Source organism: Paenibacillus sp. CFBP13512, assembly GCF_005233705.1.
Classification (GTDB): domain Bacteria; phylum Bacillota; class Bacilli; order Paenibacillales; family Paenibacillaceae; genus Saccharibacillus; species Saccharibacillus nuruki.
The window spans coordinates 380,516-405,600 of record NZ_QGAD01000004.1 but is presented as its reverse complement, the minus strand read 5'-3'; the positions used below and the strand labels follow the sequence as shown (position 1 = coordinate 405,600).

Annotated in this window: 25 protein-coding genes; 8 read left to right on the top strand and 17 right to left on the bottom strand. The window is 39.9% G+C overall.

Translation table 11 applies throughout. From position 1 onward, the window contains the following. Positions 1-41: 41 nt before the first annotated feature. Positions 42-1,100, bottom strand: coding sequence for a uroporphyrinogen decarboxylase (hemE, locus tag PaeCFBP13512_RS08355; RefSeq protein ID WP_069327052.1), 1,059 nt, complete (start codon positions 1,098-1,100; stop codon positions 42-44). Positions 1,101-1,176: 76 nt separating this feature from the next. Beyond that, a complete protein-coding gene (locus PaeCFBP13512_RS23585) occupies positions 1,177-1,305 on the bottom strand; it encodes a hypothetical protein (protein WP_275094487.1) in 129 nt (42 codons plus the stop codon). Positions 1,306-1,615: 310 nt separating this feature from the next. Between PaeCFBP13512_RS23585 and PaeCFBP13512_RS08350 the strand changes: the two genes are divergently transcribed. Continuing rightward, positions 1,616-2,872, top strand: coding sequence for an MFS transporter (locus PaeCFBP13512_RS08350; RefSeq protein WP_137222539.1), 1,257 nt, complete (start codon positions 1,616-1,618; stop codon positions 2,870-2,872). Between the two features lie 119 nt (positions 2,873-2,991). On the opposite strand, the gene PaeCFBP13512_RS08345 is transcribed toward PaeCFBP13512_RS08350, so the two are convergent. Further along, entirely contained in the window at positions 2,992-3,636 is a 645-nt protein-coding gene (locus PaeCFBP13512_RS08345) for an O-methyltransferase (RefSeq protein WP_137222410.1), read from the bottom strand. A gap of 316 nt (positions 3,637-3,952) precedes the next feature. On the opposite strand from PaeCFBP13512_RS08345, the gene PaeCFBP13512_RS08340 reads away from it, so the two are divergent. Together PaeCFBP13512_RS08340 and PaeCFBP13512_RS08335 are read left to right on the top strand one after the other, a co-directional pair. Then, positions 3,953-5,113, top strand: coding sequence for a THUMP domain-containing class I SAM-dependent RNA methyltransferase (locus PaeCFBP13512_RS08340; RefSeq protein WP_069327050.1), 1,161 nt, complete (start codon positions 3,953-3,955; stop codon positions 5,111-5,113). A 53-nt stretch (positions 5,114-5,166) separates the two neighbouring features. Continuing rightward, complete coding sequence (locus PaeCFBP13512_RS08335; protein ID WP_441343323.1) at positions 5,167-7,182, top strand: LTA synthase family protein; 2,016 nt, start codon at positions 5,167-5,169, stop codon at positions 7,180-7,182. A 200-nt stretch (positions 7,183-7,382) separates the two neighbouring features. Here the strand turns inward: PaeCFBP13512_RS08335 and PaeCFBP13512_RS08330 are convergent, their stop codons facing one another. From PaeCFBP13512_RS08330 to PaeCFBP13512_RS08305, 6 genes are all read right to left on the bottom strand, one after another. Next, positions 7,383-7,634, bottom strand: coding sequence for a DUF1450 domain-containing protein (locus tag PaeCFBP13512_RS08330; RefSeq protein ID WP_069327048.1), 252 nt, complete (start codon positions 7,632-7,634; stop codon positions 7,383-7,385). Positions 7,635-7,658: 24 nt separating this feature from the next. Then, positions 7,659-7,961 carry a heme biosynthesis protein HemY gene (locus tag PaeCFBP13512_RS08325; RefSeq protein WP_069327047.1) on the bottom strand — a complete coding sequence of 101 codons (303 nt, stop codon included), beginning with the start codon at positions 7,959-7,961 and terminating at the stop codon, positions 7,659-7,661. Between the two features lie 307 nt (positions 7,962-8,268). Next, the gene (locus PaeCFBP13512_RS08320) at positions 8,269-8,529 is read right to left on the bottom strand and encodes a hypothetical protein (RefSeq protein WP_069327046.1); all 261 of its coding nucleotides are present in this window, start codon (positions 8,527-8,529) and stop codon (positions 8,269-8,271) included. 222 nt (positions 8,530-8,751) lie between these two features. Next, positions 8,752-9,390, bottom strand: a complete 639-nt coding sequence (locus PaeCFBP13512_RS08315; RefSeq protein WP_137222408.1) for a class D sortase — start codon at positions 9,388-9,390, stop codon at positions 8,752-8,754. Positions 9,391-9,396: 6 nt separating this feature from the next. Then, the gene (locus tag PaeCFBP13512_RS08310; RefSeq protein ID WP_137222406.1) at positions 9,397-11,379 is read right to left on the bottom strand and encodes a hypothetical protein; all 1,983 of its coding nucleotides are present in this window, start codon (positions 11,377-11,379) and stop codon (positions 9,397-9,399) included. Between the two features lie 31 nt (positions 11,380-11,410). Continuing rightward, positions 11,411-12,766, bottom strand: coding sequence for a hypothetical protein (locus tag PaeCFBP13512_RS08305; RefSeq protein ID WP_137222404.1), 1,356 nt, complete (start codon positions 12,764-12,766; stop codon positions 11,411-11,413). A gap of 290 nt (positions 12,767-13,056) precedes the next feature. Between PaeCFBP13512_RS08305 and PaeCFBP13512_RS08300 the strand changes: the two genes are divergently transcribed. From PaeCFBP13512_RS08300 to mtnK, 4 genes are all read left to right on the top strand, one after another. Beyond that, the gene (locus PaeCFBP13512_RS08300) at positions 13,057-14,148 is read left to right on the top strand and encodes a sugar ABC transporter substrate-binding protein (protein ID WP_137222402.1); all 1,092 of its coding nucleotides are present in this window, start codon (positions 13,057-13,059) and stop codon (positions 14,146-14,148) included. A 108-nt stretch (positions 14,149-14,256) separates the two neighbouring features. Next, positions 14,257-15,786 carry a sugar ABC transporter ATP-binding protein gene (locus tag PaeCFBP13512_RS08295; protein WP_241669317.1) on the top strand — a complete coding sequence of 510 codons (1,530 nt, stop codon included), beginning with the start codon at positions 14,257-14,259 and terminating at the stop codon, positions 15,784-15,786. Next, on the top strand, positions 15,783-16,769 hold the full coding sequence (locus PaeCFBP13512_RS08290; RefSeq protein WP_137222400.1) for an ABC transporter permease: 987 nt from the start codon (positions 15,783-15,785) through the stop codon (positions 16,767-16,769). Before PaeCFBP13512_RS08295 ends, PaeCFBP13512_RS08290 begins: the two co-directional genes overlap by 4 nt. Positions 16,770-16,834: 65 nt before the next feature. Continuing rightward, on the top strand, positions 16,835-18,043 hold the full coding sequence (gene mtnK / locus PaeCFBP13512_RS08285) for an S-methyl-5-thioribose kinase (protein WP_137222398.1): 1,209 nt from the start codon (positions 16,835-16,837) through the stop codon (positions 18,041-18,043). 135 nt (positions 18,044-18,178) lie between these two features. Here mtnK and racE read toward each other — a convergent pair whose 3' ends face one another. The 6 genes from racE to PaeCFBP13512_RS08255 form a co-directional block, all read right to left on the bottom strand. Then, the gene (gene racE / locus PaeCFBP13512_RS08280) at positions 18,179-18,988 is read right to left on the bottom strand and encodes a glutamate racemase (protein ID WP_069327039.1); all 810 of its coding nucleotides are present in this window, start codon (positions 18,986-18,988) and stop codon (positions 18,179-18,181) included. Between the two features lie 81 nt (positions 18,989-19,069). Beyond that, positions 19,070-19,384, bottom strand: coding sequence for a YtxH domain-containing protein (locus tag PaeCFBP13512_RS08275; RefSeq protein WP_069327038.1), 315 nt, complete (start codon positions 19,382-19,384; stop codon positions 19,070-19,072). Positions 19,385-19,510: 126 nt separating this feature from the next. Further along, the gene (locus PaeCFBP13512_RS08270) at positions 19,511-20,152 is read right to left on the bottom strand and encodes a helix-turn-helix transcriptional regulator (RefSeq protein WP_137222396.1); all 642 of its coding nucleotides are present in this window, start codon (positions 20,150-20,152) and stop codon (positions 19,511-19,513) included. Positions 20,153-20,320: 168 nt separating this feature from the next. Next, the gene (locus PaeCFBP13512_RS08265) at positions 20,321-20,794 is read right to left on the bottom strand and encodes a DUF86 domain-containing protein (protein WP_069327036.1); all 474 of its coding nucleotides are present in this window, start codon (positions 20,792-20,794) and stop codon (positions 20,321-20,323) included. A 15-nt stretch (positions 20,795-20,809) separates the two neighbouring features. Next, positions 20,810-21,097, bottom strand: a complete 288-nt coding sequence (locus PaeCFBP13512_RS08260) for a Dabb family protein (RefSeq protein WP_069327035.1) — start codon at positions 21,095-21,097, stop codon at positions 20,810-20,812. Positions 21,098-21,249: 152 nt separating this feature from the next. Beyond that, positions 21,250-21,903, bottom strand: a complete 654-nt coding sequence (locus PaeCFBP13512_RS08255; protein WP_069327034.1) for a 50S ribosomal protein L25 — start codon at positions 21,901-21,903, stop codon at positions 21,250-21,252. A gap of 670 nt (positions 21,904-22,573) precedes the next feature. On the opposite strand from PaeCFBP13512_RS08255, the gene PaeCFBP13512_RS08250 reads away from it, so the two are divergent. After that, the gene (locus PaeCFBP13512_RS08250) at positions 22,574-23,176 is read left to right on the top strand and encodes a transcriptional regulator (RefSeq protein WP_069327033.1); all 603 of its coding nucleotides are present in this window, start codon (positions 22,574-22,576) and stop codon (positions 23,174-23,176) included. 104 nt (positions 23,177-23,280) lie between these two features. Here the strand turns inward: PaeCFBP13512_RS08250 and PaeCFBP13512_RS08245 are convergent, their stop codons facing one another. Together PaeCFBP13512_RS08245 and PaeCFBP13512_RS08240 are read right to left on the bottom strand one after the other, a co-directional pair. Next, positions 23,281-23,886 carry an SMI1/KNR4 family protein gene (locus PaeCFBP13512_RS08245; RefSeq protein WP_137222394.1) on the bottom strand — a complete coding sequence of 202 codons (606 nt, stop codon included), beginning with the start codon at positions 23,884-23,886 and terminating at the stop codon, positions 23,281-23,283. 70 nt (positions 23,887-23,956) lie between these two features. Next, positions 23,957-25,039: a GntR family transcriptional regulator gene (locus PaeCFBP13512_RS08240; protein WP_069327031.1), complete on the bottom strand. Its 1,083-nt coding sequence runs from the start codon at positions 25,037-25,039 to the stop codon at positions 23,957-23,959. Between the last annotated feature and the right edge of the window lie 46 nt (positions 25,040-25,085).

The following is a 25,085-nucleotide window of genomic DNA, read 5'->3' as shown; positions in this document are numbered from 1 at the left end:
CCTTCAATTCATATCGTTATTCTAAATTACTACTATATCTATTACTTTGAAGTGATGCGTTGACGAAGCACTTCTGCTGAATACTCATGAACATAATCTGTCAATTCTTTGAGCTTATCAATCGAAGCTTCCGGGAATAGACCATGACCCAAGTTGAAAATATATCCTGGATCTTGTAACCCTTCATCTATAATCAATTTGGCTTGTTGATGAATTAATGTAGACGGTCCGGTTAGCAAATAAGGATCGAGATTACCTTGTACCGCATACTTATGATCTAATCGTCTGCGCGCTTCAGCAAGCGATACACGCCAATCGACACCAATCACATCAACAGGTAATTGACGAAGTTCTGGTAGTAATTCACCTGAACTCACTCCCGGGAAATAAATCTTCGGTACATCCAAGTCTTTCAGTTGATCAAAAATATATTGAATCGTTGGCAATACATAGGTTCTAAAATCAAGCGGTGATAATGCACCTACCCAACTATCGAACAATTGGAATGCTTTACCGCCGTATTGAACATGAGCCCGCAAATAGGTAGCTACCATATCGCCAAGCTTACGCATCAAAGCATGCCATAATTGAGGTTCGTTATACATCATGGTTTTGGTACGAATATAATTTTTGGAAGGTCTACCTTCGATTAAATAACTTGCAATTGTAAATGGCGCACCTGCAAATGTAATCAAAGGTACTTCTAATTCGTTATCCAAAATCTGAATTGTTTTTAAAATATGAGACAAATCTTGCTCCACTTGAATGGGACGCAAGCGCTCAATATCAGCCGCATTACGAATCGGATTCGCAATAACAGGTCCAATATCTTTGACAATATCAAAATCTATTCCGATCGATGCCACCGGGTTCATAATATCTGAATACAAAATAGCTGCATCCACACCTAACTTGTGCACAGGCATCATGGTCACTTCTGCTGCAAGCTCAGGCTGTAAACAAATTTCGAGCAAACTATAGTTTTCTTTAATTTTGCGATAATCGGGATCATAACGCCCTGCTTGCCTCATATACCAGACAGGCAAACGATCGACGTCTTGTTTTCGACATGCGCGTATAAAGGAATCATTATATGTCATCTTTTTGCCTCCGCTGTTCAATAAAAATCAGTCATTTTTGTATAATAAACAATATTCCTGTCAATAATCTCACTTCCTAATTATGCCCTTTTTCAAGTACAGGAACAACTCCCCAACCATGAACATCCCATGACAATCCGATGAATAAAGCGCTTGGCACCATAAGCGCTCTATCTTCTACTTCCATAAAAAGTGATTTTTGCACAGCAAAATATCTTACATAAAGCGCTTGGCACCATAAGCGCTCTATCTCCCACTTCCATAAAAAGTGATTTTTGCACAGCAAAATATCTTACATAAAGCGCTTGGCACCATAAGCGCTCTATCTCCCACTCCAATAAAAAGTGATTTTTGCACAGCAAATATCTTACATAAAGCGCTTGGTACCATAAACACTCTATCTCCCACTCCCATAAAAAGTGATTTTTACTCAATCAAATCACCTTATCCCCTCAAAAAGTGTGGTCAATTATGGTATACTATATGAATGGACTTTTTTAAGGAAGTGAAACATGATGCAAGCATGGAAAGTAAATTTGATCGTATTATGGTTTGGTCAATTTCTGGTTAATGCAGGAACCACAATGATCATTCCTTTTATAGCGTTGTACTTATCGCAAGATATTGGTGTGCAAGGTGAACACCGGATAGCGATCTGGTCCGGGGTTATTTTTGCTGCCAACTTTGTGACTTCATTTTTGTTTCAACCGCTATGGGGCAAATTGTCTGACCAATACGGACGCAAAGTCATGTTACTTCGCTCTGGATTCGGGATGGCGATTGTATTTACAGCCATGGGATTCGCAACTCAACCGTGGCATTTATTAGTCCTTCGTTTATTAAACGGAACCATATCTGGATTCAATCCGGCTTCGATATCATTGATCTCTAGCAGTACTCCCAAAGAAAAAATGGGATTTGCGATGGGAATCAGTCAGTCGGGAACAGTAGCCGGTAGTATACTCGGTCCATTAATAGGTGGAATTATGGCAGATACTGTTGGATTCCGATCGATTTTCTATATTACAGGGGCATGTATTTTTATGGCGACATTGTTAGCGCTATTCCTTGTACGTGAGAAATTCGACCGTTTAGCTGCGTCTAAAATGCCTAAAGTATCGGTATTATCAGGATTCCGCGAACTCAGCTTAACCCCACAATTACCTGCATTATTTACAGTTACACTACTTCTGCAATTTGCAATGATTAGTCCGATGACGCTAATGCCTTTATATGTACAGAAATTACATGGTACAGCTGAAAATGTTGCCTTTTGGGCAGGGCTTGTCAGTGCAGTCACCGGATTATCTAATATGCTCATGGCTCCCATTTTGGGAAAAGTCAGTGATAAATATGGGGCACATCGGGTACTCACATTCTCGTTAATTGGAGCAGGGCTGATGCTAATTCCGCAAGCTTTTGTGCAGAATGTAGAGCAGTTAATCATCGTTCGATTTATGATGGGGATCTGTATGGGTGGATTATTGCCAAGTGTGAACTCATTAATTCGGTATTACACGCCAGATGGTATGGAAAGTCGAGCCTTTGGATTTAACAGCAGTACAACCGCTCTTGGAAATATGACAGGTGCAGTGATGGGTGGTGTCTTAGCTGGATTTATTGGGATTGAAGGGCTATTTATTATGGCAGGGGTCTTATTGTTACTCAATATGGTATGGGTACGCACCAAGTTATATGTGAAGCCAGGTGCACTGAAACATAATGCTTCTTCCCCTTCCCAGTCTAGCCCTAGCGATTATCATAAAAAGTGATTGGGATTCCGCAATATATCTCGCTATATGATGCACCAAGAACCCTCTGAATCTCTTCTATAGAATGTCTTGAAGAAATCAGAGGGTTCTTTTCTTATGAACTATAACGTTATACTAATCTATTTCACCATCGCTAATGCTAAACCATCATAAGCAGGTAATAAAGTACCTGTTAATCTAGGATCAGTCACCATACGATGGTTAAATTCACGCACGGCTTGAACAGCAGGCCCATTTTTATCAGGATTCAATGTACGACCACGTAGTAAAAGATTATCACCTGCAATAATAGCCCCCGGGCGAGCCAGCGTAATTGCATATTCTAAATAATTCAAATAATTTCCTTTATCTGCGTCGATAAAAAAGAAATCAAACTGTCTTCCTTCTTGCTTCAATTGTTCCAGACTATGAATTGCTTCACCAATCCGATATTCAACCTGCTCTCCCAAACCAGCAAGTGTCATATGTTGCTGAGCCAGAGCAGCATAATCGGCTTGCAATTCTAATGAAGTAATTGCACCTGTAGACGTTAAGCCTCTACCCAGACAGACACCGCTGTATCCACCAAGCGCACCGATCTCAAGTACTTGTTCTGCACGAGATAGTTGTACTAACATCGTCAATAATCGTCCATACCCTGGAGCTACAGATACTTCTGGCATTCCTTTTTCACGAATCGTTTGTTTAATTTGAATTAACAATGGATCTTCTTGAAGCAATTCATCCATATATTGTTCAGCATTGTAAGGCGAGTGTTCTGTCATTATGTTTACTTCTCCTTTGGATATCATGATCAAGATTTAGCATTTTATAGTCTGTTGATCATTTTTGTTTGGTTTTACATGGCGTTAACCTGTTACAATAGAAATTAAAATCAATATGTGCGGAGTACCTTATCCTATACAATCACGTATATAAGCGCAATATCGTTTTAAAAATAGCGATATACCTTACAATTATGCTTATTTATTTTATTTATATTGGCATAGAAACGTTTGTAAGTATAGCCTCATTCACCTATACTAGATTGTATGGTTTTCGGAACTATCCTACAAGTTTAAATGGAGTTGACATTGTAAAATGAAAGATTTGAAATTAATAGCGACTTGTCCGATGGGACTTGAAGCTGTAGTCGCAAGAGAATTGAAATTACTCGGTTATGATGATACGAAAACTGAAAATGGACGTGTAACATTCAGCGGTGATTTTGCTGATATTTGCCGTTGCAATTACTGGTTACGTACAGCTGATCGTGTATTGATCAAAATGGGTGAGTTCAAAGCCACTACTTTTGATGAATTATTTGAAGGAACCAAAGCATTACCATGGGATCAATTTATCCCTGCTGACGGTGAATTTCCTGTATCCGGTCGTTCACAAAAATCTCAGTTAAGCAGTGTTCCTGCCAGTCAAGGTATCGTTAAAAAAGCGGTTGTTGAAAAGCTTAAATTAACCTATAACACCGAATGGTTCCCTGAAGATGGGGCATTGTACAAGCTAGATGTGTCTTTATACGATGATATCGCTTTGTTGACGTTGGATACAACAGGTCCTTCTCTTCACAAACGTGGTTATCGTAAACATGCAACTGAAGCTCCGCTTAAAGAAACATTAGCAGCTGCACTGGTGTTACTTAGTCGCTGGGGACCTCATCGTCCGCTCTATGATCCGTTCTGTGGTTCAGGTACATTGCTGATCGAAGCAGCAATGATTGGCTGGAATATCGCTCCTGGTCTACGTCGTTCATTCCCTTCTGAAGGTTGGTCTATTATTCCAGATGAGTTGTGGGAACAAGCTCGTGATGAAGCCTATGATGCTGTCAAAGATGATGTTCCTTTGCAATTAGTAGGTAGTGATGTAGACCCTGAAGCAATCGAAATCGCTCAAGCATGTGCAAAAAGTGCAGGGCTTGGTGACGAGATCGAATTTAAAGTTATGCCTGTAGCTCGTGTACAACCTCAAGGAAAATTCGGTTGCATTATCACGAATCCTCCTTATGGTGAGCGTCTAAGTGAAGTCAAAGAAGTCGAAAAAATGATTCGTGATCTAGGACGTGCAACCATCTATTTACCAGATTGGTCTGTATTCGTAATCAGTCCGACTCGTCAATTCGAACAATATTTCGGTCGTAAAGCAGACAAACGTCGTAAGTTATACAATGGACGGATTGAATGTCAATTCCTTCAATATCTTGGACCTTTGCCTCCACGTCAACCTAAAGCTGAAGCTTCAACAACGTAAATAACAATTTGTATAGATTGGATTTATTTTTTCAAACGTAAGGGGGTCTGGCTTTGCCATACTTAACTTCTCGTTCAGAGCGTGGCAGTTGGCTTGATCGCCTGAAGTGGCTTGTTTCGTTTACTCGAATAGATTATATAATTTTTCTAATCTTAATGCTGGTTAAATTAATGATTTTGCATAGTCATTTGCATTTGCAAAATATTGATATGAATCCACTTGATGTGGTGACAGCGATTGGTTCTATTATGCTTGCCTCTTTTTGGACGATCTTTTTGCCATATCGTGGACGACTGATTGCTTTGATTGTGTTAGATGTATTATTAACTTTTTTGATTTTTTCAGATTTGGTCTACTTCCGTTATTTTCAAGATTTCATAACGATTCCTGTATTACTTCAAGCGGGTCAAGTGGATTCGCTAGGTGATAGCATCTGGGAATTGATTTATATGGAAGATATATGGATGTTTGCAGATTGGATCGTTTTGCTTCTGGTTGGAGTATTTCTAATAGGACGTCGTATTCGTAGACGCTCCAATCGATCTTATTCATCCAGTCGTCGATATTCATCAGTGTATACTCCATCTTTGCCTACACGTTTTTCCAAACGATTGGTACAAGGAATGATTGTTTTTGTACTTGGTCTGGTCTTAACGATAGGTCCGATTAAGTTTGCTACATCTACATGGGCAACTGGATTATTTGTAGGGAACTGGTGGAACATGTCTCTTTACAATGTAACAGGTCTACTGGCTTTTCATGGATATGATGCTTATCGGTATGCAGACGATCATTTTGGTCCTCAAGATCAATTGTCGACAGACAAAACGGATGAAGTTAAACAATGGTTCGATGCCAAACAAGCAACAAGATCCAAAACAGGCGATGATGATCTATTTGGCGCTTACAAAGGGAAAAATGTAATCGTTGTTCAAGGCGAAGCTTTTATGAACTTTGTGATTGGTCAAAGTTATAACGGACAAGAGATCACACCTAATATTAATCGCTTAATGAAAAAGAGTATGTATTTCAGCCAGTATTATCATCAGACCGGTCAAGGCCGTACATCAGATGCAGATATGGCTTCGAATGCTTCTCTTCATCCGCTACCTACAGGTTCTGTATTTATCCGTTACCCTGATCATGAATTTGATACGTTGCCCAAAATACTTAAAAGCAAAGATTATAGCACCAATGTATTCCATGCTTATGAAAGTAGCTTCTGGAATCGATCGATCATGTATCAAAATATGGGATACGATACCTTTTACAGTAAACCAGACTTTACGATTGATGAACCTCTAGGATGGTCACTTGGTGACAAATCATTTTTCCGACAATCTCTTGATAAAATGGTCGAACTCAAACAACCGTTTTACTCTTTTTTGATTACATTATCCAGTCATCATCCGTATAGCTTACCTGCTTCTGTACAAGAATTGGATATGGGCGATCTGACAGGAACGACATTTGGCGATTATATCCAGTCTCTCCACTATGTCGATGCTGCTCTCGGTGAAATGGAACAAGAAATGAAAGATAACGGCTTATGGGATGATACTATTCTTATGTTCTATGGAGATCATGATAATTCGTTAAAAGAAAAAGAACCGATGGAGGAATTCTTAGGTCGCTCCTTAACCGATCTGGATATGGAACAACTGATGAACCAAGTCCCTATGCTTGTTCATTTACCTGATGATAGTCACGCAGGAACGTATAATGAACCTACCGGGCAATTGGATATGACACCTTCGATTCTACATTTACTAGGTATTAACGCTAGCCCTTATTATCTGATGGGTAACGATATGTTCAATCAGAAAGAAGATAAGCTTGTGGTACTACGTACAGGTGCATTTACCGATGGCAACGTATTCTATATTCCGTCAGCAGATGGTATATTTGAACATGGTACTGCCTATGATATGAAAACACGAAAAGTGACTGACGTTGAGCAAGCGCGTTCTAGCTATGATGAAGCGCAGAAGCGTCTGAATGTCTCGGACGAACTGATTACGTACGATCTGATTCGTCAATTTCATGAAGCCAGTACTACTGCCAAATAATTCATTTGAAATGGATCGATTGACATCGTTCTTTTAAGATCATATTTATAAATATCAAAAAAGCCTTTGCGGATCATCACGTTAATGTGAGATCTACAAAGGCTTTTTGGTTATGATATACAGCTATGCAATAGAAAGCACGTATCGCTCAATAATTTCATACCGATCGGTGCAATCTGTTGTTCTTGGTTAATTGCTGGTTATACCTGCTCTTGCGCTTGTACAGATGGTTTTTTAATAAACTTAGATGCTTTCTCTAGCACTTCATCTTCTGTAGGTGCACTCACATAACGGCCATTAATATATACAAAAGCACGCTTGCCACAAGGACCACAGTATGATTTACAGCCTATTTTAATTTCAGCATCAGGAGCCATTTTTTCCAACTTTGGAATCATTGTTTTGAGGCGAACATGATTGCACTTATCACATACGCGAATATCGTTAGCCATTATACTTTCCCTTCTCAAACGATCTTAGTGATCGCCATGATTGCCTTTGGAAGGGTTAGTGATGACGAAACCTTCTTCTGGCAAATATAAATAATCAATTTTAATACCATCTAACCAAGATTCATTAGGATCAACCGCTACATCGATTTCTTTATCTGTGCTTACTAATTCTTCTGCACCTTCAGGTTGTCCCAAGTCCATACCATAATGAACATGATCACCGTGAGAATTGGTAATAAATACGCGCAATTTTAGACCTTCATTTTCGGGTTTATCCAATTCAGCTTGAATCACTTTCGCTGCATTACGTGTAATTTTGACTTTCATAAAATCAGCTCCTCTTCATCGACTAGCCTGCTTATATGCAGGAACTATACTTGGAATATTCGACCATTATATTCTTTTTTGAAAAAGAAATGAACCCAACAATACTTTTTGGGTTTCATTTGTTATGAAATGTATGATCGGTTCAGATACTTATTCTGTAAACTCAACCTATACTATTGTATAGCTCCACTGCATAATACGCAAGACTAAGAGCGCTTAGAACCTCAAGCGCTCTTCATTTGATCCTACCATAAAAGTGTACTTTGCAAAGTGAGCTATGTTGCTATTGGCAACCGAATCACTTCATTTAGCGAACTTTCTTTTGCTCGTAAACAAAAGCTGTTTTGCGTTCCGCTCGACTTACAAACCAATTCATCATCAACAAAGTGACTCCAATATCATCTATAGGCATAAATGGCATCACATCAGGCAATACCCAATACGTTAACACTGGTATAAGAAATAATAATTTTTCTCCTAGAGGTAATTCCCGGGAGGTTAATAAGCTTGGCAATCTTTTAAAAACATGCGCCCATTGTTGTAGCGAAAAAAATCGATTCCATTTCACAATCCATCTCTCCCTTTTCTGTAGCAAACGATAATCACAAACACTTTTGATGTCTTACTCTAGTATTACGGTAAACTCATCTAAAAGTTTCAAAGAGATACAACACCCGATATTATTTATAGATGATAAAATAAAAAAGCTTTCTTCGCTAAATGACACGAAGAAAGCTTAATCCTATGAAGTCGGATAATAAGTGACTAGCTTATATATTCTATTTATACGTTAAACTGGCTGTTGTATAAGCTTACCTTTGACAATAAGGCGGTATTGACTGGAGTGATCAGGATAGCACGTAATCAGCGTTACAATCGATTGTCCTCGTTCAGGTTGAAGAACTTGTACTTGATCCGGTTCTACAATCTCAATATCGTATACCTGATAAGCATATTTACCTGTAGAAGTCTGCAATTGAAAAGAATCTTGCTTGTTCAATTCATGCAGACGGTTAAAAAACTGACCATATCGACTTGAACGATGACCTGCAATCGAATAATTGCTGTTAAGCTTACCCACTTCTCCACCGCCACTAATATGACCCAAAGCAGATTGTAACTGCTCTGGGTCAGCACCTTCGACAACTGCTGTTTGTAGATCAAGCTTGGGGATACTTAGAATACCCTGTACCTTTAACCCATCTACCGTTGTGGTTATTGATGCTTTTTGTTTCTTTGCACCCGTTTCACTTGAAACCGATTGAATGTTAGATTCTACTTCTGTACTTTGATCCAACCCGGTAGCAAATGTTTGTTTTAAAGATGCTTGTACTTGATTCGTATGCCAGTTGGAATACAAGGTATAGCCAATCGTCACTATACCTAACACTAACAATAACGTTCCACATCGAGCTACAAATTTGGACATTTCTATTCACCGTCCTTGACGATTAGAACGTAAAGAACGACGACGAACGATCCATCCGAAGATCATCATCAAAGCACCAAGCGTGTAAAGCATTGTCGAATCTAACCATTCTCCTGTTTTTGGCAACACAGATAATGAAGATGTGGTCATATCTGCTGTAACATCTGTGCTTTTAGCCGCTATATTCGCCGCAGTCACTATTCCTTTGGCTGGCTGAACAGAAGATTCTGTGGTCAATGCTACAGATTGTGGTATATCCGCAGATGCTGTAATTACACGATTCGGTTGATGATTGTTGATACTATCAGATGGGAATGCAGTTCCTTGCGTATCTTCTATCGTTACAGGTATAGGATTAGTAATAGAAGCTGTGGTCACTGTAGATAATCCAGTATTGTTAGGAAAAGGATTAGAGGTTGTATTATCACTAGATGATCCGACAGTTGGGCTACTACCATTACCTACCGATGAATTTCCATTATTTGTGCCTGAAGTGTCATTATTAGAACCTGCATTTCCAGTAGCATTATCATTGGTATTACCTGTATCGCCAGTAGTATTAGATCCGTTACCGCTAGTTCCACCGGGAGTACCATTGTCGTTATTATTGCCATTGCTTCCATTATTCCCGTTATTTCCTGTGTTCCCTTCTGTTCCACTACCATTATCTGGTTGTTGAGGAATAGTAGGTGTATTGTTATCTGGATTGGTGTTATCTGGATCTTCTGTGCTTGGTGTTGGAGTAAATGTTTCATTTTCAAGTACAGCCACATTGATACCAGGCAACACATTATCCAATAACCCTACTGAAATAAGGGAAGCATGATCTGTCTGACCTGCTGCATTTTGCTGACTGCTATTTTTCAAAATAGAAAGATCAATAGCATCTACAATCAGATCAGTTGTGGCTACTTCCACTACAGCTTCGTGGTTGCTATCTGTAGTGTCGGTAGAAGAATCATTGTTGTCCAATACGCCTACATGCAAATCTTCTCCTACAACAGTATCCGTTCCGCTTATTTCCACTACAGCTTCATGATTACTATCTGTAGTGTCGGTAGAAGAATCATTGTTGTCCAATACGCCTACATGCAAATCTTCTCCTACAACAGTATCCGTTCCGCTTATTTCCACTACAGCTTCATGATTACTATCTGTAGTGTCGGTAGAAGAATTACTGTTGTCTAACACTCCTACATGCAAGTCATCTCCGATAATAGTATCGGTTCCGCTTACTTCCACTACAGCTTCGTGGTTGCTATCTGTAGTGTCGGTAGAAGAATCGCTGTTATCCAATACGCCTACATGCAAGTCGTCACCGATAATAGTATTCGTTCCACTCACTTCCACTACAGCTTCATGGTTGCTATCTGTAGTGTCAGTAGAAGAATTACTGTTGTCCAATACGCCTACGTGCAAGTCGTCTCCTACAACAGTATCGGTTCCGCTTACTTCCACTACAGCTTGATGATTACTATCTGTAGTGTCAGTAGAAGAATCATTGTTGTCCAATACGCCTACATGTAAGTCGTCTCCGATAATAGTATCCGTTCCACTTACTTCTACTACAGCTTCATGGTCGTTGGTATTGCTATCAGTGGATTGATTTTGTTGATCCAATACACCAATATGCAAGTCGTCCGTTACGATTGTATCGGTTCCTGTCACCTCTACAGCAGCTTGGTGATCTTGTTGATCTGTTGTCGTATTGTTGTGCTCTGGTAACACATCAACATTGAATTCATCACCGAGTATTGTATCTTCTGTCTCAATACTGATTACTGCATTCGATCCAGAAGAGTCTGTTGATGTTGTATCTTTATTTTCCAAAATACCTACATGAACAGCACTCGATGAAGAATCTTCATTGTGAAGATCAATTTTCAGCAATGCATCATTTGTTGAATCTGCTGATACTGTTCCTTGTGACCATCCCAATACCGCCGCTAGACAACCTGTCGCTACCATTGTTTTCATTGACCATCTCATTGTTAATCGCTCCCTTTAATTTTTTATTTTTTCAAATAAAATAGGGAGCTTCTTGCGGTGGTTGTCCTGGTGGTGCATGTGTCCATTGATTACTGCCATGCTCGGATTGAGCACGGTACGTTAAAAGATGAATACGATAATGCTTCCAATTTGCCAAACGATTATTAACAAATACATTTTGCGAATTGGAAGGATTACTGTTACTAGACCATTCTGCTGAACTTGAAGAATGTGCAACGACTAATCCTTGCACGCCTTGAATATCAAGCCAAATCGCTGCGCTTGGAGAAACAGGTTCTGTTCCTTTCACATCTGAAATAAATGGCTTACTGGATGGTTCTGATTCAACAGATGTCTGAATTGCCAACGTATCTGGATTTACAAATTCATCTACTGGCAATGCTGTTGCATCTGATGATGTCTGAACAGATTGAACTTTTTCTTGAACTGGACTTGGAATCGTAGAAATATTTTTGGAAATAGATTTGGGTAGTGATGGAATTGAAGCTGGTATATCTTTATCGTTAGACTCATTGATCGGTGAAGATTGAACTGTCTCTGTCGATGGGGACTGCGTTGCAATATGAACCGATGGGACAGCAGGTTGAACCGGTGGCATAGCTGGTGTATGACTATCCGGATCACCTTGAGTACTATTTTTCTGAGAATGGTGAGTTGCAGTTGTATCTTTCGATGGATTCGGTGCTACGGAATCATCCGGTACCGGAGTAGGTCGAACGTCTACTGGAAGCTGCGGTACAATCGGCGGAAGATTGATCACCGGCACATCAGGTACGACTTCGGGTATAACCGTTGTGGTTGTATCTACAACAGAAGTGACCGTATCCTCTACTGTTTTAACGGTAGAATCTAAGACACCTGTAACGGTATTAGTTGTGTTGTCTACAGTATGTTGCACAGTGTCTGTAACATTGTTCACCGTCTGATCTACTGTAGAAGTTACACTACCTAATACATCAGAAGATTGTCCATTAGCTGCTTGATCTACTTCTTGAATGACATTAGCAGGTAGATCTACAACGTCTTTGACAATCGTAGTGGCATCTGTAGTGGCTTGATCTACTGTAGTAGATACTTGATTCGTAGTGTCTTTTACAGTGTTGGATACATTGTCTACTGTTTTGTCGACAGTATCTGTTGTACCTTTGACGGTGTCTTTGACTACATTACTGATCGAACTGGTTGTGCTACTTAATACATTACCGACTAAGCTTGTTGTGGACTTCGCCGATTCATTTGTCGTCGATGAAGTCTGAGCAGTGGATGAATCAGGATTCGATACTTCTCCATCGGCATGAGCAATATCATGATGTGTAAAATAATATAAAAACAAAGCAATCAACAAAGCTAACACTCGATACTTCATAGGAGCTTTCACCTCCTTTCTATCGAAAGAATGTTGAGACAACGATGTTTAGACAACCAATCAAGCATTTAAAAGTTTAGTTACTTATATATTACCCTTTAGGTTACTGATTGATATCTAATTTTATACTTTTTTTATAGTAAATGTTTATTCTTATCGCGTACTTTTCGACAAAAATCATCAAATTACATAAAACCCATTGACATACTTGGTTTTAGCTTCTATATTAAATTTTAATATAATTAATTACTTGAAAGCTTTAAAGCGATTATGTACAGGGGGAAAAGAAAATGAAAAAGAGTTCAAAGTTAGCTAGCTTGCTTACATTAATGGTAGTTTTGGTACTGGCTTTAAGTGCTTGCGGTAATGGAGCGGCTAGTAATGATGGCGCGGCTACAGGTTCTTCTGATCAACCACTTAAAGGTAAAAATATCGCTCTCATTATGCGTTTAAACAACGGAACTTTTTCAGCTCAATATGTAGATGGTGTAAAAAATCAAGTAGCGAAATATGGTGGAACCGTTACGGTCATTACAGCAGATAACGATCTGAGCAAAATGGCTTCTGCTCTCGATGCAGCTGTAAATCAGGGTGAGTTCGATGGAATCTTACTTGATCATGGAGACGCAGGTGCTCTTACAATGGGCGTACAAAAAGCAGTGCAAGCCAATATCCCTATCGTTGCTTTTGACTCTGCATTAGATGGCGTACAAGGCGTAACTAATCTGGCACAAAATGACCAGAAAATGGCGGAATTAACGTTAGACCAACTGGCGAAAGATGCAAATGGTAAAGGCAATATCGTTAAAATTTGGGTTGCTGGCTTCCCTCCTATGGAATCTCGTCAAATTTCGTATAAAGCATTCCAAGCCAAATATCCAGATATCAAAGAAATTGCCGCTTTCGGTACAGCAGACAATGCTCAATTGGATGCACAGACACAAATGGAAGCTATTTTAAAACAATATCCAAATAAAGGTGATATTACAGCTGTCTGGGCAGCTTGGGATGAATTCGCTAAAGGCGCAACAAATGCAATCAAGCAAGCGGGACGTGATGAGATCAAAGTCTATGGTATTGATCTGAGTGATGAAGATTTGAATTTGATTCAGGATAAAAATAGTCCGTGGATCGTTTCAGCAGCTGTTGACCCGACAACAATCGGACGTGTACAAGTTCGTTATTTGTACCAAAAATTCGCTGGCAACACCAAAGATGAAAAAGTAGAATTGGAACCTGTCTATGTACAGCGTGATGATCTACCCAAAGACAAAAAAGTAACGACAGCAGATCTCAATGAATATGTAAAAGGCTGGGGCGAAAGTGATCAAGGGAATACTGATCAATTAAAAGCACTAGAAAAATCGGTGGCTGGACAATAATCCAAAAACATACATTCCTACTTTAATGTAGACCCACATTCCGGCGGTTTCTTAGGAGACCGATCCGGATTTTGTCTATACAGATATGGATGCGAAAGGAACAATCCCATGAATACTCCTCTACATGTCTCAACAGGTAGTCTAGTGATGAACGGCATCTATAAGTCATTTGCCAATGTACCTGCACTAACCGATGTGGAATTTACAGTAAATAGTGGTGAGATTCATGCACTACTCGGAGCAAATGGCGCAGGCAAAAGTACATTGATGAAAATTTTATCGGGTGCTTATACTTCTGACCAAGGTCATATTGTGATCAACGGTGAGCAAGTCAAGATCGATTCACCAGCCGCCGCCAAGCAAGCCGGGATTCAGTGTGTCTATCAAGAAGTAGACACTTCGCTTATTCCCCAGTTGTCAGTCGCCGAAAATATTTTACTCAGTCATCTGACTTCTTCTCAAGGCAGTCCAATTCTGCATTGGAAATCTATTTATCAGCAAGCTGAAGCGATTTTGCAAAAGTTAGGATTTGCGATCTCTGCTCGTCAACAGGTGAGTGAATTGTCTTTAGCGGAAAAGCAGTTGGTATTAATCGCACGCATTATGGCGGAACAAGCTAAATTCGTTATTTTCGATGAACCTACAGCTCCGCTGAGTATGGAGGAAGCCGAACGATTATTTACCATCATGGAAGGCTTGAAAGCACAAGGAATCGGGGTTATTTTTATTTCCCATCGACTGCCTGAAATTTTTAGAGTCTGCGATAAGATTACAGTGATGCGTGATGGCAAAAAGGTAAGTACTGTGGCTACAGCTAAGACCAATGCTAATGAAGTGGTACACTCGATGCTCGGTCGAGCTTTTGCAGAAGAATATCCCAAAACATTTGTAACGATTGGTGACCCTCTATTGACCGTATCTGATCTAGCAGCAGGTCGATATGTACAAGGGGTCGATCTGGAAGTTCGACGTGGTGAAGTTGTTGCTGTCGTGGGATTGGTTGGAGCCGGCAAAACGGAATTGTCTAAATTATTATTCGGCGCGGATCAACCCGAACGAGGCACAATTCAATTAAACGGTCGTAACCTACATTCTAAAACGCCTTATCATGCACTTACTTCCGGGATTGTGCTTGTTCCTGAAGAACGCCGTAAAGAAGGTATTCTGGTCAAAGAATCGGTGCTGCATAATTTAAGCTTACCTATTTTGAAAAAAATTACCCGTATGGGTATCGTCTCGAAAACTGCTGAAAAACAGCATGGTGATCAACTGATTCAATCGCTAGGCATCAAAACGTCATCGGATCAGCAGTTAACGGGCTATCTCAGTGGAGGAAATCAACAGAAAGTAGCGATTGGGAAATGGATGCAGACAGATGCAGAACTTTTTATACTCGATGAACCGACTAAAGGGGTCGATATTGGAGCCAAACGGGATATTTTCAAAGTGATCGGAGAACTAGCTGGTCAAGGTAAAGGCATTCTATACCTTACGTGTGAATTTGAAGAAGCGATCGGGCTGGCTGATCGTATCCTCGTCATGTGTGATGGTAAAATCATGAAATCTTTTAACTATGGAGAAGCTTCACAAGAAGATTTGTTATATTATGCCAGCGCTGGCCGGGAGGAACTTGTATGAATCACAAAATTGCTCAATTCTCGTATCGTTATGGAGCTTTGATCTTTATCGGGCTTGTGCTACTCTTTTTCTCTATTTATAATCAACACTTTTTCACCTACAACAATATCAGCGATATTTTACGTTCCATCTCAATTGTCACATTTGTTGCGATTGGGATTACGATTTCACTAACTGTAGATGGATTCGATCTCTCTGCGGGCTCAACCGTATCGCTCACGACTGTTGTAGTGGCAGCGATGATGGTCTGGCATCAGATGCCTTTGATTCTGGTATTGATTGTTCCTTTGATTATTGGCGCACTGGTCGGATTATTAAATTCTTTTTTGATTGTCAAAATTCGTATTCCTGATCTACTGGCTACACTAGCTGTGATGTATATAGTCAGCGGTATTCATAGAACGTATACAAAAGGGTATTCGATCTACAATAATATGCAATTTCAAGATGGAACCAAAGCACCCGGTGTGATGTTAGATTCATTTCTATGGATTGGTCAGGGTAAATTATTAGGTGTTCCTTTCCCTGTTATTCTAATGCTGGTCGCTGTGATTGGGATGCACTTATTCTTCAAATATACACGTGGCGGACGACAAATGATTATGACAGGTAGTAATGAAGAAGCGGCTCGTCTATCTGGTCTACGTGTGAATCGTATACGTACCCTTGCTTATGTAGCTTCTGGTGTATTTGCAGCAGTTGGCGGGATTTTATTTGCAGCTCGTGTCGGTTCCGGTCAGATTGATGCAGGATCGTCAATGCAAATGGATGCACTTGCAGCCGTATTTGTAGGCTACTCGGTATTTGGTGCAGGTCGTCCGAATGTTATCGGTACTTTTTTCGGTGCTGTGTTGATGGGAGTACTCGTCAATGGAATGACTATGCTTCATGTCCAGTATTACACTACAGATATTATCAAAGGAGCAGTACTTGTTCTCGCTTTGGCAGTAACTTTTGTGCATCGTAAACGTCAAAAAGTATAACTTAAAACGTTGGATCCGACTATAGGACATACTAAATACTTGATTTTTAAAGGAGGATATTCGATATGACCCTTTCTCAACCATCGTATGAAGCTCTTACAGAACATACAGCAATCACCCTTGCCAAAAAATTAGAGTTATTCGATAGCAATGCCGATCTGGTCTGTCATGAAATTGGTGATGGGAATCTTAATATGGTATTTCGGATCACAGAACCTGCTGCTCAGCGTGGCATTATTATCAAGCAAGCTCTTCCTTATGTACGTGTGATTGGAGAAGGTTGGCCTTTGACTTTGAACCGTGCTGTGATCGAAAGTGAAGCATTGCGACATTTCGCCAAACATGTACCTCAGTTGGTACCAGAAATTTATTATACCGATGCAGCTTATGCCATTACCGTTATGGAAGATCTGTCTCATCTCACTATTGTACGTACAGGGTTAGCCAGTGGTTCTACGTATCCGTTACTCTCCACCCATATTGGTGAATTTCTAGCAAAGACTCTTTTTGCAACATCAGACTTTGCGATGGGCCCGCAGGAGAAGCGTGAACTGGCACTACAATTTCATAATCCTGAATTGTGTAAAATTACAGAAAATTTTGTATTCACGTATCCACTATTTGACCATGAGACTAACGATGTAGAAGATATTTTGCGCCCTACAGCAGAAGCATTATGGAACGATCAAGTTCTTTTATTAGAAGCGGCGAAGTTGAAGCAGACATTTATGACCCATGCCGAAGCTTTGCTACATGGTGATCTGCATACCGGTAGTATTTTTGCCAGTGACGAAGAAACCAAAGTTATTGATCCTGAGTTTGCTTTTTACGGCCCGATCGGGTTTGATGTAGGTCTATTTATAGCTAATACTCTATTGTCTGCACTGGCTCGTGAAGAAAGTGACCGAGCTGCACTGTTATTTCATATCACTCAAGTATGGGACGTATTTACAATAACGTTCTCCAATCTATGGCGACAGAACAACGTAGATGATTTTGCACAGGTCGAAGGTTATCTGGAATATCAGTTACAACATATTTGGGAAGATGCTGTTGGTTTCGCAGGAAGTGAGATCATTCGTCGTATTTTCGGTTTGGCTCATGCTCGGGATATTGAAGCGATCACAGAAGATGCTCACCGACTGGCTGTCAAACGCAATGCAGCTGCGCTAGGACGTGATTTTATAGTAAACCGTTCGTTATACGAAAGTCCTTCGCAAATCGTACAGGCGCTACAACAGGTCGTTACAGGAGCATCTATCGTGCATATCTAACTTTTCAGATCACCATATCGTTTGAATGTAGAACAGATGAACAGCAGCATCAAAAAAGCTACCTCCAACTCTTCAAGAGTAAAGGTAGCTTTTTTATGTACTTTTGAATAGATGCAGAGATCCAAATGCTCTATACTACACCATTCGTGAGACTTGCCATAATACAGGAGTAAGCTTAATCTGCTCTCCTAGCCATTGACGGGCAATGTGTTGAAATATCTCTGCGGTGCCACTACAGAAAAATTCATGGACAGGCAACTCTTCAGTAAGAGCCAGCTTGCCTTTATTGTACAAAATCGTACTGATTTCACGTGCTGTTTCTTCGGCTGAATTGATTAATTTTACATCAGGGCCGACAGCAGCTTGAATCGCTTCATGTAGAAATGGATAATGCGTACAACCTAGAATCAGACAATCAATCGGATAACTACGTACAGGTGCTAACACTTGCTGTGCTACCTCATAAGCTTCATCGTCTAGAAATACACCACGTTCGACTAAAGGAACAAATTCAGGGCAAGCCTGACTGTATACCTGTATAAACGGTGATAATTGCTTCAACGCTGCTGAATATGCACCACTATTAATCGTTCCGACCGTACCAATAACGCCGACAAAGCCTGTTTTAGTTGCACTAATCGCTGCTCTTGAACCTGGATGAATCACACCGATTACCGGTATAGACACTTTTGAACTGATATGTTCTAAGGCTGCTGCCGTTGCGGTGTTACAAGCAATCACTATCATTTTAGGTTGAAAGGTCATTAAATAATTCACAATTTGCTCTGTAAATTCTCTAACTTCTTCGAGAGAACGAGGTCCATAAGGAGCACGCTCAGTATCTCCAAAATAAATGATTTTTTCGCGTGGTAGTTGTCGCATAACTTCTTTTGCAACAGTTAATCCTCCCACACCGGAGTCAAATATAGCTATCGGTTGTTGCACGTACATATCGCTTCCTTTTCGTAAACTGTACCTATTATACCGTATACACACATAGTCGCAAGTGAAAGATGTAACGTTGATTTAGACGCTGTAATTTCCTTTTGTTTCTGGGCCTTGTGTGTCTGCTTGTTCTGCTTTGAGAGCAGCCAATTCTACTTTTACTTCTGCTGTTGCAATATTGATCTGTTCTTTCCAATCTTTGACCACACCGACAACTTCTCTACTCAACTCGGCGAGTTCACGACCTTTAGCTCCTGCAATACGAGCATTCGTAGAAATATCGGAACGCAGTTCACGACCTTGCTTAGGTGCAAGTAAAAGTGCTGTAGATCCTCCTACCAATAGTCCTGTCAAAATACCACATGTTAAACTTTTCGATTTGTTATGATTTGGCATTGTTATCTCTCCTTCGTTTCACTTATGTTTTCTATATGTGTATTACCCATACACCGCTTAAATATCCCACTTGTCTGCTGAGCATTATGCTACAACCCAAAAAGCAGACCTATAAGCTGTCTGCTTTTACTCAGAACTTGTCGATGATTGGGGTTGAAATTGAATCTGATAGACACAACAACGTCCACCTTTAGCAATACATTCTGTACGCTCTACATCAGCTTGCAACAATTGTTCAAATAACTGCTGTTCACACTGACAAGCGATATCATAACGATTAGCAATCTGGTTAATCGGACAGTTGTATTCGTAAATCGTATAATGATTCTCACTTTGTTGTTCATAACGAGCCATATAACCACCGTTATGCTGAATATCTGTTAACGCCGCTACGCGTTCTTGATGATCTTCAGTGTCGGCAATACTTTGATAACGAGATAATAACTTCTGCTTACGTCCTTCAAACAATCGAGATACATCTTCTTCATCCAATTCACTCAACAAATCTAGCGCTAGCTGGTGATAATTATGCGGAAAATGTTCTTCTGCTCGTTCACTTAACCGAAAACGCAAAAATGGTCTACCTGTCGGGATACGTACGGTTTCAGTAATCAGTAACCCTTCTTGATCTAACGTATGAATATGACGTCTTACCGCCATCTCTGTAATATTTAATTCCCGTGCTAGCTCAGATACACTGAAAGGTCCTTGTGTTTTGAGCATAATCATAATACTGCGCCGGGTCGATGGTTCCTGATGGGACTTCATCGTATGACCCCCTTGCTCTAAATTGAAATAAAAATGACCCCATCCGCTTTGTCAGCGAAAAGGGTCACATCATCCCTTTGTGTATTAACGCTATTGTAGCGTATCAACAAGGGGATGTAAATTCCAAAGCTATCTTTTCAAACAAGATATTTACAATCTTATTTCGTATTATGTAGACGTAGAATTACCTGATGCTCTGTCTACATTTACTACAGTCAACGAATCTAATTCCTGATCCAGATACGTATACACACGTTGACCAAATTCTTTCAACACATGCACTAACGGAGTCGTTAGTGGGTGCAGTTCTGTACGATTCCAATCATAATACTCTTGTACCAGTGGACGGCGAAGACGTACTAATGCAGTCAATGTCTCACCCATCGGCTGATCAATCACTTTCTCATCACGCATAATGTCTACGATATCGTCATAACTACTAGCATCCCGCATAATAAAGCCATCAATCAAATAACTGCCGATATCTGTGACACATTCAATCGCTAAATGAAGGGCTCGTTCTTGAACAAAACCAGAAATAAGACTGCTGTCCCAATGCGTAGACACTTGTTGTAATGCTTCACATACATCTTCTAGGGCTACAATTCTTCGTTCAATCTGTTCACGGTTTATATAGTACAAAACAGTCACACCGCCTTAGTATTCGTAGTCTGCTGCTATTGAACTTTCTCTAACACTATTCATGTATTCAATGATTTTCACATGTTCTGGATGCACTTGATACGCTTGTAGACCTTCTAATGTCTCAAATGTAGCGGTCAAAGCTACATCATAAGAACGTTCTGTACGTAAAATATCTGCGCCAATCTCCAAAGCAATCAGTGATTCCACTTTGCCTTCCAAACTTCTCAATTTGGCTACGGTTTCATTTACGACTTCAGTTGTTGGATTTTTCAACTTAAATAAAACAATGTGTTTGATCATAACAGAATAGCTCCTTTGTATAGACAATAAGTTTCTTTCTTATCGTATCATAAATGAATTACAGATGCGCTGATAAAAAAAGCTGATACTCATAAAGAGTACCAGCTTTTTGGTCATGCTATATTACAGATTCATACCGGGTATGAATACTATTATTCTTTGCCCACTTCTGGAACTTCTTCGCCTGCATCATTTGTAGCAGCATCAGTTGTTTCTGCTTCATCAGCAGTAGTAGGTTCAAGATCTTCTTCAGCTACACGAGGTACGATTACAGAAGCGATAATCTCTTCTTCGTTCGATACCAATGTAACGCCAGATGGTAATTTAACATCGCTTGCGATGACTCTGTCGCCGATTTCCAATCCGGAAATATCAACTTCAAGGCTACTTGGCAAGTTTTTAGCCAAACCGCTCACTTCTAGTTCTGTTGCTTGGTGTTGCAATACACCACCAGATTTAGTACCGATTGCTTCGCCGTGGAAGTCAATTGGCATTGTTACCTGAATTGGTTTAGTATCAGAAACCTGCATAAAGTCAGCATGCAAGATGCGACCATCTACACGTTGTACATCTTTAATCAATACTTGTACTTCTTTTCCACCTTCAACAGCAAGTGAGAACATTTCTGCTCCACCGCGTTTAACGTGAGCTAGCAATTGTTTGGAATCTACATGTACAGGTACGCTGCCCAAATCTGGACCATATACTACACCTGGAACGCGTCCATTTAGACGAAGTTCACGCATTTCAGAACGTTTTGAACTTTCTCTTTTTGTTGCTGTAAGTTTTTCGTGATTTGTACTCATAAGTATTGGCCTCCTAATAATATAAAACGATTATGTGGTAGTTTTAGATGTTGCAACCGATTTGGTCAAGCAATCGGCTATCGTCTTATTTAATACCCCATTAAACAACAAATGTATCAGAAATGAATTTATTTTTTTGTAAAAGAACCAAAATACTTGCACACAATTGATTAGAAACCCAGACGTACCAAGTCATACGCTCTATTTTTATTTTTTTATAAAATTAATCATTTAGCTCTTAAATAATATGGATATATGCAACTATAAAAGGATAAATATAGATATAAGTGTATTTTATGGTTCTATTTTAAAATCTCTCTGCGGATAACAACGCATACTAATTTGATAAAATATTCGATAGCTTTATCCTGTTTATTTTTCTATTCATTTGTTGATGTAAAGAGAGTATGTTTTATTGATTTTGAGGTGAGAACGTTTGAAGTATATAAAGAAGGATTAAAGAACATATAGATCAACTTTTAGATACTGCTATGATCTATATTACTGATTTGCATATGTTATTATGCTTATAATCATTCTTATTTGATAAATATTCTTAATTGGTTAAAAATAGTGTCCATGTCAGCTTGAAACGAGCGTCTGTGTGTTGTAGGATGTTGAAAGGACACTAAACCTAATATCACGAAAAAATAGATCAATCGGAGGAAATATGCCTAATCAACCAGAACGACACTTTATAGAGGCGTGGTCTCTGATCAACCGTAAGTATCTCGGCAAAGGAGTTCGAGTAAAGCGATTCCGCAGACCGACACGTTGTCAAATTCGCAATCGTGTATTGCTTGCTGTACTCATGGTCAACGATATCAAACTATCTGAACTTGCAGAACGGTTATCGGTTTCATCACGAAGCGTTAGTGCTTGGGTCTATGAAGGCCGCCTCCCTGGCAAAGCTAATCTTGAAAAAGTATGCCGGGAATTAGGATATCCGCATCACATTTTGTTTAACCAGCAGGTGATTAATAATAGCCCTGTGATTTGCCAGCAAGAACCTTCTCGCTTTATGAAAAGAACGATTACTCGTTCACCGGTACGCAATCACATTTTGACAGGTTTATGTATGGTTCATGATTTATCTGTAACCGATGTCAGTCATTGGATTGGTGTTCATCCAGGTACATTCCGCAAGTGGTTACATCAAGCAACTTTGCCTTCTCCTGCATTTCAAGAAAAAACAGAGCAATTTTTCCGTATTCCCAAATCTGTCTTATTCGCTGACTGTGTATTGGGCGAAGACGAAAAATCTCAAGCGTAATCTAGCATCTTCACATTGAATGTATAGGTACAACCAAATAAGCAGTACAAAAACTCCGCTTTCCCACTGAATCTAGTGAGAAGCGGAGTTTTTTTATATACATATCATCCATAAAAGTAATCATAAAAATGCGCGAATAATTCCGCTCCCAAAATAGGCTCAAGCGCAGCCTTTAACTGAGCATCAAATTCAGGTAGAACCACACTATCATCATCGGTAATTTCAAAAACATCAAATGATCCATAGACCACTTCAATCCATGCCGTCATAGCGGTAAAAAAATCAGCTAGATTTGATGCTATTAAAAAAGGGTTCCCTGCGTCATAGCCTGCATATACAGGTGTGCCTTCTTGATGAGTGTCTACCAGAATAGGCTTACCTTTACCCAGATCATCTGCAATAATTACCCAATGAGATGGCCATGTATCGCTTTCTTCATATGGCTCAGACATGCCTACCCAGCGATAACCGATCAATGCTTGTTGCAATTGATCGATCGACCAAAAAATGATCGGAGCAAAACCTGTTTCAATCAGGATATCATTCGGTTGATAACGACTCAGATAATAATCCAGTTCAACAGAACTTGGAATGTTGTCTGGCCACTGTTGCTGTAATGTGTCCGGTTGTATCGGAGTAAAGTGACCCTGAAGCTCAAAGGTACGATGAGTTTCTACAAATGTAGATAATGCTTGTTCTAATGTCTTCATAAGTACACTCCTTATTACAAAATAGCTTAAAGAGATAACCGTTCTTCCTTGTTGATCTCTATATAAATGATTATGCTGGAGATGATGTCGATTCTCGAATAATCAGTTCAGGGGTATGTATCTTTTCACCCAGACCACGTTGTTCTCCATCTAACATCTGCAAAATCATTTCTGCTGCTGCTGTGCCTAATGCATGCTTAGGATGACTAAGTGTAGTTAACTTCACTTCTGTTGCAGTCGCTAAAAAAGAATCGTCAAATCCCACTAGCGAAAGGTCATTAGGTACAGACAATCCTGCTTCACGTACTACTTGAAGCAAATTCACAGCTAACTCATCATTATATAGAACCCAGCCTGTTGCACGTTCTTGAGCAGATTGTTCAATCAACTGCTTCGCTTGTGCAATCGGTGCAGTGCTTTTATCATCTGTATTATACGTGAAGATCAGTGATGGCTGTAGCGGAATACTGTACTTGCGATGAGCAGCTACGAACCCTTTCATTCTGCGCACACCTTGCATATCATCTGTTTTGAAAAAACCAGCTATGCGCCGATGCCCTAACTCAATTAAATGCTGAGCTGCCAAAAACCCTCCACGCTCATCATCCATTCGTAGACAAGCCGAATCCATTTCTTCATAACTCGCATTGATCATCAGATAAGGAATAGACCGATTTTCAATCGTCAGAAAATAATTCAGATTCGCACTACGTTCTCCACTACGAGTAGGCTCTACAATCAAAGCCGCTGGAGACTGATTGAGCATCATTTCCAGACACTCCCGCTCTTTGGTGGGATCATTCTCTGTACTTGCTAGTAATAGCCGGTAGCCCTCGCTACGCAGTCTTGTTTCGATGCCTTGCACAATTTGTGGGAAAATATAATCAGAGATGTAGGTTGTGATGACACCGACAGTTTTGTTATCATCGACCGATTTGACAGCAGGATCAGCAACAAATGTTCCTTTACCTTGCATCCGGTTTAACCAACCTTCTCGCACCAGCTCTCCTAATGCTTGACGGACGGTCTGTCGGCTTACACTGAATTGATCAGCGATCTCATGTTCTGAAGGCAGTCGGCTACCTGGTAATAATTTGGATGAATGTATCCATGATAATATTTCATCTCGAACTTGTCTGTATTTTGCGGCCATAATTCCTCCGAACGATTGATAAAGATATATGATATGTTATTTTACC